This is a genomic window from Acidimicrobiales bacterium, from assembly GCA_035540975.1.
Classification (GTDB): domain Bacteria; phylum Actinomycetota; class Acidimicrobiia; order Acidimicrobiales.
The window spans coordinates 1-13,958 of sequence record DATLFN010000148.1 but is presented as its reverse complement, the minus strand read 5'-3'; the positions used below and the strand labels follow the sequence as shown (position 1 = coordinate 13,958).

Sequence of the window (13,958 nt, the reverse complement as noted above, 5' to 3'; positions counted from 1 at the left end):
CCCGAGCTGCGCCTCCGCCTCCCCCGGCTGCTGCCCGGCCTCGTCATCTGCGGGGTGGGGCTGGCCCTGATGGTGCTCGCCGACCTGGGGCTGGGTCCGTGGGAGGCCCTCCACCAGGGCCTGTCCGAGCGGACCGGTGTGCCCATCGGGACGGTCGGCATCCTCGTCGGCTTCGTGGTGCTGGCCGGCTGGGTCCCGCTGCGCCAGCGCCTCGGCGTGGGGACCCTGTGCAACGTCGTCCTCATCGGTCTCGTCATCGACGCCGTGCTCGCCGTGGCCCCCCAGCCGCAGGGGCTGGCGGCCCGCACGGCGTGCCTGGTCGGGGGCATCGCCGGCATGGCCGTCGGGTCCGGCCTCTACATCGGCGCCGGGCTCGGCCCCGGCCCGCGGGACGGTCTGATGACGGGGCTGGCCGCCCGGGGACACTCCGTGCGCCGGGCCCGCACCGTCGTCGAGGCGACCGCCCTCGCCGTCGGGTGGGCGCTGGGCGGCACCGTCGGCGTCGGCACCCTGGCCTTCGCCTTCGCCATCGGGCCGCTCGTCCAGGCCTCCCTCGCCCGCCTGAGCGTGCCCGCGCCGGCCAGCTAGATCCTTGACCTCATTTCGTCCGCTTCGCTACTCCATTCAGTGGAGTTGGATCGTGCTCCGCCCTGTCCCTTGGCGGTGTCCGCGCAGCCGGAGAGGCCCCGCGTCAGCGGGCGGTGGCCCGCCTGCGCAGGTCGGCCAGGGCCTCGGGGTACGGGGCGCGGGCGACGCCCTCCTCGGTGATGACGGCGGTCACCAGGGCGGCGGGGGTGACGTCGAAGGCGAGGTTCTCGGCCTCCACGCCCTCGGGGGCGACGCGCTGGCCGGCCAGCTCGGTGACCTCGCTGGCGCCCCGGCGCTCGATGGGGATGTCGGCGCCGGTGGCGCAGTGCAGGTCGATCGTCGACGTGGGGGCGGCCACCAGGAAGGGCACGCCGTGGTGGGCGGCCAGGACGGCCAGCGGGTAGGTGCCCACCTTGTTGGCCACGTCGCCGTTGGCCGCCACCCGGTCGGCGCCCACCACGACGGCGTCCACCCGGCCCTCGGCCAGCAGGGAGCCGGCGCGGGCGTCGGGGATGACGGTCACGGGGATGCCCAGGCGCTGGAGCTCCCACGCCGTGATGCGGGCGCCCTGGAGCAGCGGCCGGGTCTCGTCCACCCAGACGTGACCGACGGAAGCCGAGCGGATCACGCCCACGGCGGTGCCGAAGCCGGCGCAGGCCAGGGCGCCGGCGTTGCAGTGGGTGAGCACCTGGGCGCCGTCGGGGATCAGTTCGGCGCCGAAGGCGCCCAGCCGGCGGTTGCGGGCCACGTCCTCGGCGGCGATGGCCAGCGCCTCGGCCACCGGGTCGGCCGCCGCCCGCGCCCGGGCCACGCCCCACGCCAGGTTCACCGCCGTGGGGCGGGTGGCCACCAGGGCGGCGGCGGCCCGGTCGAGGTCCTCCCCCCGCTTGGCGGCCAGGGCGACGCCCATGGCGCCCGCCACGCCCAGGGCGGGGGCGCCCCGCACGGCGAGGGTGCGGATCGCCTCGCACACCTCGTCCACCGTGGTGGCGTCGACCAGGGCCAGCTCCGCGGGCAGGCGGCGCTGGTCGACCATGCGGACGACACCGTCGCGCCACTCGATGGTGGGCGGGATGGGGTCGCGTTCGGTCACCGGAGCGCCTCGACGGTCTCCCGCACCGCCGTCCCGACGCCTCCCGGCCCGCGGTATGCGGCCGAGCCGAGGAGCAGGAGCAGGCCGGTGCCGCCGGCCCGGTCGGCCTGGTCCCGGGCGTTGTCGGGCCCGATGCCACCGCCCAGGACGGCCACCGGGGCGGCCACCCCGTCCAGCGGGCGGCGCACGGCCGCCAGCTGGGCGTCGACCTCCTCGTCGGTGTCGAACAGCTTCCCGCCGAAGGCGCCCACGAGGACGTAGTCGGCGCCGGCCAGCCGGGTGAGCCCGGCCAGGACGGACGAGGCGACGCCGAACCGCTCGTTGCGCACCCACGGCCCGGATCCCACCCGGTGGGCCAGGATGGGCACGCCCAGACCGGCGTCGCGCAGCGCGCGGACGGTGTCCAAGCCGGCGGCGAAGGCGTTGATCATCACGCCGGTGGCGCCCAGGTCGACCACCCGCCGCGCCCGGTCCACCAGCCCCTCCACGGGGCCGGTCACGTTGACGCAGTAGACGACCCCGGGCGGGACGGCGGCGGCGACGGCCTTGACGCGGTCCTCCAGCGGGCACCACTCGGGGTCGCCCATGAGCTCGTCGTCCTTGACCAGCCGGGCCCCGCCCGCGGCGACGGCGGCGGCCACGTCGGCGACCTCGGGCGGCCGCAGCCCGAGCGACGGCTTCACGATGGCGCCCACGCCCACGTCGGCGGGTGCCGGGAAGGCGGGTCCGGGCAGCATCCCGGGCGGCAGGACGAGGTCGACCAGCCGCACCCGGGTGAACGACCGGTCCTCCATGCCCTCACCGGCCACCACCGACGAGACCAGCATGGGGAGGTTGCGGCCCCAGTTGGCGGCCGGGAACTCGAGCACCGCCCGTCCCCCGGTCTCCTCCACGACCCGGCCCCGGACGAAGCCGGGCCCCGTGGGCATGCCGAGGGACGCCTCGAGGGCGAGGGCGTCGGCCCGCCCCACCGGCTCCAGCTCGTAGGTGGCGCGGATCGTGCCGGTCACGGCCGGTGAGCCGGCGGCGGTGCTAGGAGGCTGGTGTCGAACCCGGCTCCTCCTGCCGGACGGTGACGGGGCGGCCGAGAAACCGCTGGTCAGGCCACCCGAGCCGTTCGGCCGCGTCAGCGGCCGACCCGTTTGACACCGGTCTCCTAGGTGCCGACGGTCCAGGAGGAGAGGTACTCCTCCTGCTCGGGGGTGAGCCGGTCGATGCCCACGCCCATGGTCTCGAGCTTGAGGCGGGCGATCTCGGCGTCGATCTCGGCCGGCACGTCGTAGACCCGCGTCTCGAGGGTCGACCGGTTCTGCACGACCCACTCGGCGGCCAGCGCCTGGTTGGCGAAGCTCATGTCCATGACGGCCGCCGGATGGCCCTCGGCCGCGCCGAGGTTCACCAGCCGGCCCTCCGCGATCACCAGCACACGGCGGTCGCCCTCGAGGGCGAACTCCTCGACCGACGGGCGCACGGCCCGCCGGGAGCCGGCCATCTCGGCCAGCGCCTTGAGGTCGATCTCGATGTCGAAGTGCCCCGAGTTGGCGAGGATGGCCCCGTCGCGCATGGCGGCGAAGTGCTCGCGGCGCAGGACGTCCCGGTTCCCGGTGACGGTGATGAAGATGTCGCCCTCGGCGGCCGCCTCCTCCATCGTCACGACCCGGAAGCCGTCCATGACGGCCTCCAGGGCGCGCAGCGGGTTGATCTCGGTGACGTAGACCTGGGCGCCCATGCCCCGGGCCCGGCTGGCCACGCCCTTGCCGCAGAAGCCGTATCCGGCGACGACGATGACCTTGCCGGCCAGCAGCACGTTCGTGGCCCGGATGACCCCGTCCAGGGTGGACTGCCCGGTGCCGTAGCGGTTGTCGAACATGTGCTTGGTGTCGGCGTCGTTGACGGCCACGATGGGGAAGCGCAGGGCGCCGTCGGCCTCCATGGCCCGCAGGCGGATGACCCCGGTGGTGGTCTCCTCGGTGCCGGCCAGGACCTCGCCCACCTGCTCGGGCCGGTGCTGGTGGAGCCGCGACACCAGGTCGCAGCCGTCGTCCATGGTCAGCTGGGGGTGGGCGTCCAGCACGGCGTCGATGTGGCGGAAGTAGGTCTCGGTGTCCTCGCCCTTGATGGCGTGGACCTCGATCCCCTCGTCCCGCACCAGGGCGGCGGTGACGTCGTCCTGGGTGGAGAGGGGGTTGGAGGCGCACACGTTGACCGTCGCCCCGCCTGCCTTGAGCGTGCGGAGCAGGCTGGCCGTCTCGGTGGTGACGTGGAGGCAGGCGGCGACCGTCACCCCTTCCAGCGGGCGCTCCTTGGCGAAGCGCTCCCGGATGGAGCCGAGGACCGGCATGTGGGTCTCGGCCCAGTCGATGCGCTGGCGGCCGAGGTCGGCGAGGCCCGGATCTGCGATGTCGGACATGGGTGTTCGATCAGCCTTCCTGGAGCTCGTGCTTGAGCTCGTCGATGATCGGGACGGGCCCGGGGTCGATGCCCTCGTTGCCCGCCATGTGCAGGGCCACGAAGTCGCCCACCAGCACCAGGTCCAGCAGCTGGGCGAGGTCGCCGTCGCCCTCGGCCTGGACCTCCTCGATGCCGGCCACCGCCTCCCGCACCAGGTCGCCGACCAGGTCGAACCGGCGGCTGACCTGGGGGTGCTCGCTGTCGTGGCGGAGGTTGACGATGGTGACCAGCTGGCGGGTGACGTCGCCGTGCTGGCCCCAGCCCTGGAGCTCGTTGTGGCACAGCTCGGGGTACACGGCCCAGAACGCCGGGGCCTTGGCGATCTCGTTGACCTGGGTCTTCCACCGCTGCGCGGCGGCGTTGCCCATGGCGCCCGACGAGTGCATGAGGGGGATGGTGCGGCCGATGCGGCGAGCGATCTCGGCGGACGGCCCGCCCCCGGCGACCAGCTGGTCGCGGCGGCGCTTGAGCTGCTCGACGGCCAGGTCGATCCACTGCACGGCGCCCGGGAAGAGCCCCACCTCCTCGAGCATGACGAGGGGCGGTATGGCCATGGCGCCGATGGCGGTGCGGGGCTGCGGCAGGTCGGCGGGCACGTTGACGACCGGGGAGCCCCACGACGTGGCCAGCTTCTCCAGCTGCCCTCCGCTGGTGACGGCCACCACCCGGGCGCCCTGCACGGCCGCCTCCCCGGCGGCCTCGACCGTCTCCTCGGTGTCGCCGGAGAAGGAGATGGCGAACACCAGCGAGCCCTCGCCGACGAAGGCGGGGAGGGTGTAGGACTTCACGACGACCACCGGTACGGCCATGAACGGCCCGGCGGTGGCGAGCAGGATGTCGCCGGCGATGCCGCTGCCGCCCATCCCGAGGACGACGACGTTCTCGATCTCGTCGCGGTCGGGCAGGCCGTCGACGGACGCCGCCGCCTCGGCCGCCCGCTCCACCTGCTCGGGCAGGCCCATGGTGGCCGGCCAGATGCCCTGGGTGTCGAGGAAGCCGGGCGCCGCGCCCCCCGGTGGGCTCACTCGTCCGCCTCGAAGGTGGGACGGATGCCCTCGGCCTCGGCCTTGGCCGACAGCCGGGCGTGCTCGTCGTCGCCCACCGTCTCGGCCTCGTCGATCAGCATGATGGGGATGTCGTCGCGGATGGCGTAGCGGCGCCTGAGGCGGGGGTTGTAGAGCGACTGCTCGTCCGGGAAGTACAGGAGCGGCCCCTTGTCCTCGGGGCAGGCCAGGATGTCCAGCAGCTGGGGGTCGAGCGCCACCGATCAGCTCCCCGACCCGGACCCGAGGAGCGCACGGACCTCGGCCACGTGGGCGTCGCACTCCTCGCGGGTGGGCGCCTCCAGGTTGAGGCGCAGCAGGGGCTCGGTGTTGGACGGGCGCAGGTTGAACCACCAGTCGCCGTGGTCGACGGTGAGCCCGTCGGTGCGGTCGAGCTCGGCTCCCTCGGACGCCTCGGCCACCCCGTCGATCACGGCAGCCGGGTCGTCGTCGACCTTGGTGTTGATCTCCCCCGACGCCGCGTAGCGCTCGAAGGGGCGGCGCAGCTCGGACAGCGGGAGGTCGGCCTTGCCCATGAGCTCGAGCACGACGACGGCCGCGATCAGCCCCGAGTCGGCCCGGTAGTTGTCCCGGAAGTAGTAGTGGCCGGAGTGCTCGCCGCCGAAGACGGCGTCGGTTTCGGCCATGACGGCCTTGATGAAGGAGTGCCCGACCCGGGTGCGGACGGGCCTGCCGCCGTTCTCCTCGATGACCTCGGGCACGGCCTTGGAGCAGATCAGGTTGTAGATGATCGCCGCCCCGGGGTGCTTCTCCAGCATGGCCTTCGCCACCATCGCGGTGGTGGTCGAGCCCGAGACCGGCTCGGCCTTCTCGTCGACCAGGAACATGCGGTCGGCGTCGCCGTCGAAGGCGATGCCCACGTCCGCCCCCGAGTCCAGCACCCGGGCCTGGAGGTCCTTCAGGTTCTCGGGCTGGATCGGGTCGGGGGGGTGGTTCGGGAACGTGCCGTCCAGCTCGGCGTAGAGCATCTCGAGGTCGTACGGGAGGCCCTCGAAGACCCGGGGGACGACCAGCCCGCCCATGCCGTTCCCCGTGTCGGCGACCACCTTCAGGGGCCGGAGGTTCTCGATGTCGACGAAGCCGCGGACGTGCTCGGCGTACTCGCCGATGAGCTCCTGCGAGCTGACGGAGCCGGTGCGGCCGGCCGGGGCCGGCGGGTCGGCGGCCAGCTCCTTGATCCGGGCCAGCCCGGTGTCCTGGCCGACCGGCCTGGCGCCGGCCAGGCACAGCTTCACGCCGTTGTACTGCGCCGGGTTGTGGGAGGCGGTGAACATGGCGCCGGGGGCGTCGAGGCGGCCGGCGGCGAAGTACAAGAGGTCGGTGGAGGCGAGGCCGAGGTCGACGACGTCCACGCCCTGGGACGTGACGCCCTCGGCGAAGGCCCTGGAGAGCTCCTCGCCCGAGCTGCGCATGTCGCGGGCGACGAGGACGGTGGGGCTCCCGGCGAAGGAGGCGAAGGCGGCACCGATGCGGCGGCAGGTGTCGGCGTCGAGCTCGTCGGGGACGACCCCGCGGACGTCGTAGGCCTTGAAGATCCGGTCGAGTGAGGGCATTCGGGTGCGAGCCTAGTGCCGGCCCCGCCTCCGCCATAGTGAGGCGTCGCGTCGGCCATAGTGGGGTCGTGCGCCACGCGACGTCCCCGGAGGGCCTGCGAGTGAACTACCTGCTCGGAAGAGGCGACGCCGGTCTGCCACCGAACAAGCCGCAATCCAGTTCTCGCAACGGCTCTCCGCGACGAGCAGGCAGACCGGCGTCGCCTCTTCACTCCCGTAGTTCACTCGCAGTCCCTCACCGATGATCTCGGTCGTCATGCCGGCGTTCAACGAGGCCGACTTCCTCGAGCCGGCCGTGCGCGAGGTCGTGGACGGACTGTCGGCCCGTGGCCTCGACGGCGAAGTGGTCGTCGTCGAGAACGGGTCCACCGACGCCACCGCCGAGATCGCCCGGGGGCTGGCCGGCTCGGTGCCGGGCGTGCGGGCGGTGACGCTGCCCAGGCCCGACTACGGGGCGGCTCTCCGTGCCGGGTTCCTGGCCGCCCGGGGCGACGTCGTCGCCAACGTCGACGTCGACTACTACGACCTCGACTTCGTCGAGGCCACGGCGGCCATGCTCACCGCCGAGGGCGGCCCCGACGTGGTGGTCGGCAGCAAACGGGCCGCGGGAGCGGACGACCAGCGCTCGGCGCTGCGCCGGCTGATCACGTCGCTGTTCGCCCTCGTCCTCCGCCGTGGCTTCGGCCTGCGGGTGTCGGACACCCACGGCATGAAGGCGATGAAGCGGGCCACCGTGCTGCCCGTGGTCGAGCGGTGCAGGTTGGGGACCGACCTGTTCGACACCGAGCTGGTGCTACGGGCCGAACGGGCCGGGCTCGGCGTGACCGAGGTCCCCGTCACGGTCCGGGAATCGAGGCCGTCGCGCACCTCCATCCTGCGGCGCGGCCTGCGCACGGTACGAGGGCTCGTGGTGCTCCGGCTCGCCCTGCGCGCCGACCGGGTCTGACACCGGCACCCGGCCGCCGTCCGACCCCGCCTCCTCCGGCGCCGGGCCCTCTCCGGCCAGAAGGGTGGGGCCGCCGGCGTCGTCGACCTCGCCGGTCTCGTCCTCGGCCGGCCACGTGCGGCGCCGGTCGAGCACGATCAGGCCCGCCAGCGCCCCGAACCCGAGGACGGTGAGGAGACGGCCGAGGTGGTCGACCGGGGTGTTGCCGTAATGAAGCTCCACGTGCCGCTCGGTGGGGACGACGACCATCAGGTTGGGGCTCACCCGCCAGGGCCCCTCGCCTCCCGACACCTTCCAGTTGGGGTAATAGGAGGCCTTGACCAGCACGGGCGAGCCGGGGCGGTCCACGTCGAACGAGATGCGGTCGTCACCCGTCTCGATGTCCGAGACGGCCACGGGCGTCACCGGCGACGCCGGCGCCGCCACCGAGGCGTCCCGCACGCGGGGCCAGTCCTCGGGGCCGTCGGCCGCCAGGTGGACCCCCCAGCGGCTCGGGTCCATGTACCAGTCCACCGACTGCCCGAGCCACGCCTTCTCGCCCTTGCCGACGCCGGTCATCACTGCCGGCTCGTTCTCGAGGGGCACGACCAGGTCGGAGCGGGCCACCTCGTACACCTCCCACCGGCGCTCGCCGGGACCGGTCGGGTAGTTGACGGCGAAGGGACCGGCGCTGGCGACCAGGCGCAGGTCGGGGTGGGCGGCGGCGGCCGCCCGCGCCTCGGGGCTGAAGGCCATGTAGTAGCGGCTGCCGAGGAGCTGGAGGTGGCGGACGCCGAGGTCGAGGTCGAAGTCGGAGTACGGGAGGTCGCGCTGCGGCCGCGACGCCTTGCGGGACAGCTCGGACGCGGAGAGGAAGTGGTACGGCGTGGTCGCCGACGACTCGAAGTAGAGGCCCTCCATGGACCCGATGCAGCCGTCGGTCCAGTACGGGAGCAGCATGAGCGCGAGCGGGGTGCCCAGCTGGTCGAGCTCGGGCTCGTACTCCCAGTGGGCCCGGCCGCACCCGACCGAGCGGCCCACCTCCTTCATGGTGTCGATGACGGCCTGGTGCTCGGGCCAGGCGTCCTTGCGCTCGTAGCCGCTGTAGTTCCACCGGGCCCAGGCGGGGACGAAGCTCCGCTCCTCCGTCTTGATCGGGAAGGAGTCGAGCACCGGCAGCTGCAGGGGGAGGGCGACGTAGATCAGCGTGACGGCGGCGCCGATCAGCGGGCCCGCCACGGGTGCCACCCGCTCGGCGGCGGCGCGGCGCTGCCTCCCGGCCAGCCACACGGCGGCACGGACCACCCAGAAGGCGGCCAGGCCGGCGAGCAGGTACAGGCACAGGAACCAGAAGGGGATGAGCCGGGGGTTCCAGATCTTGCCCTGGGGCGCCAGGCGGAAGGCGAGGGCCGACAGGCCGGCCATCGCCGTGAGGAACGTGCCCACCCGGTGGCCCCGGAGGATCGAGACGACGGCGCCGATGCCGGCGAGCAGCACCAGGTACCGCAGGTCGTGCGGCAGGAGGTTCTCGCGGTACTTGGTGATCTTCTCGTAGCCCATGTCGTTGGTGAGCGGGAGGCGGACCACGAAGGGCAGGGCCCAGAAGGCCGCCAGCAACCCGGCCAGGCCACCCACCACCACCGTGTGGGCGAGCCGGCGCACCCCCGGCCGCAGGGCCCACAGCACGAGCGCACCGGCCACGGCGAAGAAGGTCGGGACCACGTGCGACATCAGGGTGAGAGCGAGCAGCACGGCCGCCAGCGCCCGGTGCCGGCCGGTGCGCAGCCCCCGGGCCAGCACACCGAGGAAGACGAACGCGAGGGACAGGGCGATCGAGAACGAGTACTCGCCGGCGAGCGTCGACGCGATGTTCCCGCCGTAGATCGTGAACGTCTGGTCGAACAGGAAGGGCACGGCGGCGACGCCGAGCAGCTCGGGGCCGGGCCGGCGCACCCCGGCCAGGCGCCCGAACGCCCAGGCGGCGACGGGCAGGCTGACCAGCCCGGCCACGCTGACCAGCTTGAACGCCACCTCATAGGGCAGGAGGACGTCCAGCAGGACGATCGCCAGGCTGGGCAGCGGGAAGTAGAACTGCGGGAAGGCGAACCCGGCGTACCAGTCGGGCGCCCAACCCACCACCCGTCCGTGCGGGAGCAGGTGGTCGCGCAGGAACGCCGGCCCCCAGACGTGGGCGCCCATGTCCCCACCGTTGGGCGTCGTCGCCGTGAACAGCAGCGACGGCTGGAGCTGGACGAAGACGAAGAGCGCCGCCCCGCCGACCGCCAGAACGCTCGCGACGGAGGCTGCGGAGGGCCGGCGCATCGGCTTATGTTGCCCGAACATCGCCGTGCCCGGGTCCCGCCCGGACCGCCGGGCTACTTGGACGACGCCAGTTGCAGGACGCCGGTGAGGGGCATCGCCTCACCGTCGCTGTCCCACCAGCGGGTGTCGCAGTTGGAGCAGTTGCGCATCCGAACGGGACGACTCCCGATCTTCAGGGCGATCTCTACCAGCCGGGACCTCTTGCAGCGCGGACAATGCACGTGACTCTCCCTCCGAGTCGGTTCCTTCCCCGCCATCCCTATCGGCGCCACCGGCGGCGACCTTGAAGGGGAAACCGGTTCTCGGCGGGAAATGTCGGTGCCGCCGGCCCCGCGACGTCGGGGGCGGCATCAGCGGGCGGCGACCAGGGCGGCCACCGAGGTGGCGTTGAACGCCACGTGGGCGATGAGGGCGGGCCCGAGCCGGCCGGCCCGCTGCGCCAGGACCGCGAGGACGATGCCGAAGGCGACCAGCCCGAGGAGCTGGACGGGCTGGAAGTGCGTGACCCCGAACGCGACGGACGACACACCGACGGCCCACCGGGCCCCGTAGCGCCGGTCGACGGCCCGCTGGAGCAGGCCTCGGAAGAACAGCTCCTCGACCACCGGGGCGCCGATCACGATGAACAGGGCGAGGACGAACAGGCCCGGTCCCTGGCCCAGATCCGTGGTCTCGCGGGCTTTCTCGGAGACGTCGAGGTCGGCGCCCAGCAGGTCGAACGGCAGGTACAGCAGCGGGATCAGCACCAGCTGGGAGACCACGCCGGCGACGATCCCGGGGCCGACGTCGCGCCCCTCGACTCGCAGGCCGAAGTCGTCGGCCAGGTCCCCGGTGCCCTTGCGCCGGCTGGCCAGGAGGACGGCGCCCACCAGCCCGGTCCACTGGGCGACGAGGGTGACGACGGTGAGCCCGAGGGTGACGTCCCGCTCGCCGGTGACGGCGACCCAGACGTTGGCCACCACCACCGAGATCACCAGGGCGACGACGAAGCCGGCGGCCGCGTCGGCGATGCCCCACCGCGCCGTCCGGTCGGGCGGCGGCTCCCACGGCGACGGGCCGCGCCCGAGCGGGACCCCGGTCACGCCGGCGGGAGCACGCCGGCGCGTCGGGAACGGGGGTCGCGACACGCACCGGCCACGGCGCCACACTACGGGAGCAGGGCCGGATCCGGCGGGCGGGTCACCGGGCGGTGCGGGTGCCGCTGCCGGACGGCTCAAACAGCGCCGGGCGGGGCTGGGGACCCCGCCTCGGCGAGGAGAGCGGGGTTGGGGCCCCGCTCGGGGCAGAAGAGCTGACGGCGCCGGGCGGGGCTGGGGACCTCCGCCTCGGCGAGGAGAGCGGGGTTGGGGCCCCGCTCAGGCAAGAGAACTCAGACGGCGATAGAGGGGCGCAGCGGGATGATCGGCGTGCGCCGGTCCTCGCAGGCCCAGCCCACGGGGACCTTCAGGGACCCGGCGTGGGTGGCGCACAGGCCCCATGCGGCCGACGCGTCGGGCTCGTCGCCCGGGCTGTCGAGCCAGACCGTGCGGCTGGCGTAGTGGTACGTCATGGTGGCCGTTGCCGACGCCGGGCAGGCCGGCCGGGCGCATTGGCGGATGTCCATCGGGACCGAAGGTACCCAACGGCGGCGGCAACGCCGCGGATGGGAGCGGCGGGGTTGCCCGGACTAGCGCCCCCCCCGGGCCTAGCATTGTCGTCATGAGCCGCCAAACCGGGGACGTCCGGCCCGGCCGCCCCGACCGATCCCAGGGTCCCGGCGGCCCCGGACAGGAACCCACGTTCCGCTGGGCGATGATCGCCCTCTTCGTGCTGGTCGTCGCCGTGCTGGTGCTGCCGCCGCTGCTCGGCGACCCGGCCCGCACCGAGATGAGCTACGGCGAGCTCATCCGCAAGGTCAACGAGAGCAACGTGGCCGAGGCCACCGTCAACAACGACAGCGGCCGGGTGACCGGCGAGCTCAAGGACGGGACCCGGTTCACCGTCGACGGGCCGCGCCCGCTGCCCGACGCCGACAACGCCGTGCTGCGCGACAAGGTCCCCGAGCTCCACTTCGACAACACCCAGCCCAACTTCTTCGCCTCGCTGCTGCCCCTGCTGCTCCCCGTCGGCCTCCTCATCGGGTTCTTCGTGTGGATGAACCGGCGGGCCCAGGGCCAGATGTCGGGGATCATGTCGATCGGGCGGTCGAAGGCGAAGGTGTACACGACCGAGCGCCCGAAGACGACGTTCTCCGACGTGGCCGGCTACGAGGGGGTCAAGCAGGAGATCCGGGAGGTCGTCGACTTCCTCAAGTCGAAGGAGCGGTTCAAGGAGATCGGCGCCCGCATCCCCAAGGGCGTGCTCCTGGTCGGCCCGCCCGGCACCGGCAAGACGCTGCTGGCCCGGGCGGTGGCCGGCGAGGCGGGCGTGCCCTTCCTGTCCGTGACCGGCTCGGACTTCATGGAGATGTTCGTCGGCGTGGGCGCCTCGCGCGTGCGGGACCTGTTCCAGACGGCCCGCAAGCAGGCGCCGGCCATCATCTTCGTCGACGAGGTCGACTCCATCGGCCGCAAGCGGGGCGCCGGCCTCGGCGGCGGCCACGACGAGCGGGAGCAGACGCTCAACCAGATGCTCTCGGAGATGGACGGGTTCGAGACCACCGAGGGCATCGTGATGATGGCGGCCACCAACCGCCCCGACATCCTCGACCCCGCCCTCCTCCGCCCGGGCCGGTTCGACCGCCAGATCGTCGTTCCCCTCCCCGATCTCGAGGAGCGGCTCCCGATCCTGAGGGTCCACTGCAAGGACAAGCGCATCGGCGACGACGTCGACCTCACCGTGGTCGCCCGCGGGACGCCGGGCATGAGCGGTGCCGACCTGGCCAACCTGGTGAACGAGGCCGCCCTGCACGCCGTGCGGCGCGACTCCGACGCCGTGCACATGGAGGACTTCGAGGCGGCCCGGGACCGGGTGATCATGGGCCAGCGCCGCGAGTCGCTGGCGCTGTCCGACGAGGAGAAGGAGCGGGTCGCCTACCACGAGGGCGGCCACGCCGTGCTCGCCTACGTGCTCGACCACGCCGACCCCGTGCACAAGGTCACCATCCTCCCCACCGGCATGGCCCTGGGCGTGACCCAGCAGCTCCCCATGGAGGAGCGCCACATCTACCCGCGCAACTACATCGAGGACTCGCTGGCCGTGCGCATGGGCGGGCGGGTGGCCGAGATGCTGGTGTACGGGGACCTGTCCACCGGCGCCAACAACGACCTCGTGGGCAATACCGAGCTGGCCCGCAAGATGGTGCGGGAGTGGGGCATGAGCGACCGCGTCGGGCCCATGGCGTGGGGATCCCAGGGCATGGTGTTCCTCGGCGAGGACCTCATGCACACCCGCGACTACAGCGACGAGACGTCACGGGTCATCGACGAGGAGGTCGAGCGCATCCTGCGCGAGCAGGAGGAGCGGGCCACCGCCAAGCTCTCCAAGCACCGCAAGGGGCTCGACGCGGTGGCCGCCGCGCTGCTGGAGAACGAGACCATCGACGGCGCCGAGGTCAAGCGGCTGGTCGACGAGGCGGCGGGCCGGGTGGTCCACCACTACCCGGAAGGCGAGACGGTCCCCCGCTTCGCCGAGGCGGAACCGGACGGCCGTCCCGACCCCGAGGCGGTGCCCGCCCGCTCGGCGGGGCGGCCGGCCGACGACACGACCGAGCTCCTGGAGCGCTGACGCCGCACCCGAAGGCCCGAACCTGTCACCGAAACGACCCGGATCCGGGTCGTTTCGGTGACAGGTCGGGTGGCGCCGGAGCGCCCGCGGTCGGACGAACGAGCGGACCGGCGGCCGTCAGTGAGTATGGAACGGCCGGCCCGTTCCGCATCTTGCGTGGATTGCCCACCATGAGGCGGACCGAGCCACATACGGAAGGAGCCGGCCGTGTTGATCCATGTTCCCCCTGAGGTTCGCGTCCTGGCAATGGACGTGCA

11 protein-coding genes and 1 pseudogene are annotated in these 13,958 nt (G+C 73.2%); 3 read left to right on the top strand and 9 right to left on the bottom strand.

All coding sequences use genetic code 11. The features are described from left to right. Positions 1-588 (top strand): hypothetical protein (locus VM242_15005; GenBank protein ID HVM06472.1); only part of this gene is annotated, 588 nt, incomplete at its 5' end. 103 nt (positions 589-691) lie between these two features. Here the strand turns inward: VM242_15005 and mtnA are convergent. The 6 genes from mtnA to VM242_14975 form a co-directional block, all read right to left on the bottom strand. Further along, on the bottom strand, positions 692-1,681 hold the full coding sequence (gene mtnA / locus VM242_15000) for an S-methyl-5-thioribose-1-phosphate isomerase (protein ID HVM06471.1): 990 nt from the start codon (positions 1,679-1,681) through the stop codon (positions 692-694). Then, positions 1,678-2,691, bottom strand: a complete 1,014-nt coding sequence (locus VM242_14995; protein HVM06470.1) for a RuBisCO large subunit C-terminal-like domain-containing protein — start codon at positions 2,689-2,691, stop codon at positions 1,678-1,680. Before VM242_14995 ends, mtnA begins: the two co-directional genes overlap by 4 nt. Positions 2,692-2,837: 146 nt before the next feature. Then, positions 2,838-4,091 carry an adenosylhomocysteinase gene (gene ahcY, locus VM242_14990; protein ID HVM06469.1) on the bottom strand — a complete coding sequence of 418 codons (1,254 nt, stop codon included), beginning with the start codon at positions 4,089-4,091 and terminating at the stop codon, positions 2,838-2,840. 10 nt (positions 4,092-4,101) lie between these two features. After that, complete coding sequence (locus tag VM242_14985) at positions 4,102-5,157, bottom strand: bifunctional phosphoglucose/phosphomannose isomerase (protein HVM06468.1); 1,056 nt, start codon at positions 5,155-5,157, stop codon at positions 4,102-4,104. Beyond that, positions 5,154-5,396, bottom strand: coding sequence for a Trm112 family protein (locus tag VM242_14980; protein ID HVM06467.1), 243 nt, complete (start codon positions 5,394-5,396; stop codon positions 5,154-5,156). The genes VM242_14985 and VM242_14980 overlap by 4 nt, the downstream gene beginning before the upstream one ends. Positions 5,397-5,399: 3 nt before the next feature. Further along, positions 5,400-6,749 carry a phosphomannomutase/phosphoglucomutase gene (locus VM242_14975; protein ID HVM06466.1) on the bottom strand — a complete coding sequence of 450 codons (1,350 nt, stop codon included), beginning with the start codon at positions 6,747-6,749 and terminating at the stop codon, positions 5,400-5,402. 241 nt (positions 6,750-6,990) lie between these two features. Here VM242_14975 and VM242_14970 point away from each other — a divergent pair, with 241 nt between their 5' ends. Further along, complete coding sequence (locus VM242_14970) at positions 6,991-7,695, top strand: glycosyltransferase family 2 protein (protein HVM06465.1); 705 nt, start codon at positions 6,991-6,993, stop codon at positions 7,693-7,695. Positions 7,696-8,439: 744 nt separating this feature from the next. Here VM242_14970 and VM242_14965 read toward each other — a convergent pair. The 3 genes and pseudogenes from VM242_14965 to VM242_14955 all read right to left on the bottom strand — a co-directional run bounded on the left by VM242_14965 (position 8,440) and on the right by VM242_14955 (position 11,599). Then, positions 8,440-9,873: pseudogene (locus VM242_14965) on the bottom strand (6-pyruvoyl-tetrahydropterin synthase-related protein). Positions 9,874-10,346: 473 nt separating this feature from the next. Next, on the bottom strand, positions 10,347-11,078 hold the full coding sequence (locus VM242_14960; protein HVM06464.1) for a CPBP family intramembrane glutamic endopeptidase: 732 nt from the start codon (positions 11,076-11,078) through the stop codon (positions 10,347-10,349). A 287-nt stretch (positions 11,079-11,365) separates the two neighbouring features. After that, positions 11,366-11,599: a DUF3499 family protein gene (locus VM242_14955; protein ID HVM06463.1), complete on the bottom strand. Its 234-nt coding sequence runs from the start codon at positions 11,597-11,599 to the stop codon at positions 11,366-11,368. Between the two features lie 95 nt (positions 11,600-11,694). Between VM242_14955 and ftsH the strand changes: the two genes are divergently transcribed. Continuing rightward, positions 11,695-13,701: an ATP-dependent zinc metalloprotease FtsH gene (gene ftsH / locus VM242_14950; GenBank protein HVM06462.1), complete on the top strand. Its 2,007-nt coding sequence runs from the start codon at positions 11,695-11,697 to the stop codon at positions 13,699-13,701. Positions 13,702-13,958 lie beyond the last annotated feature (257 nt).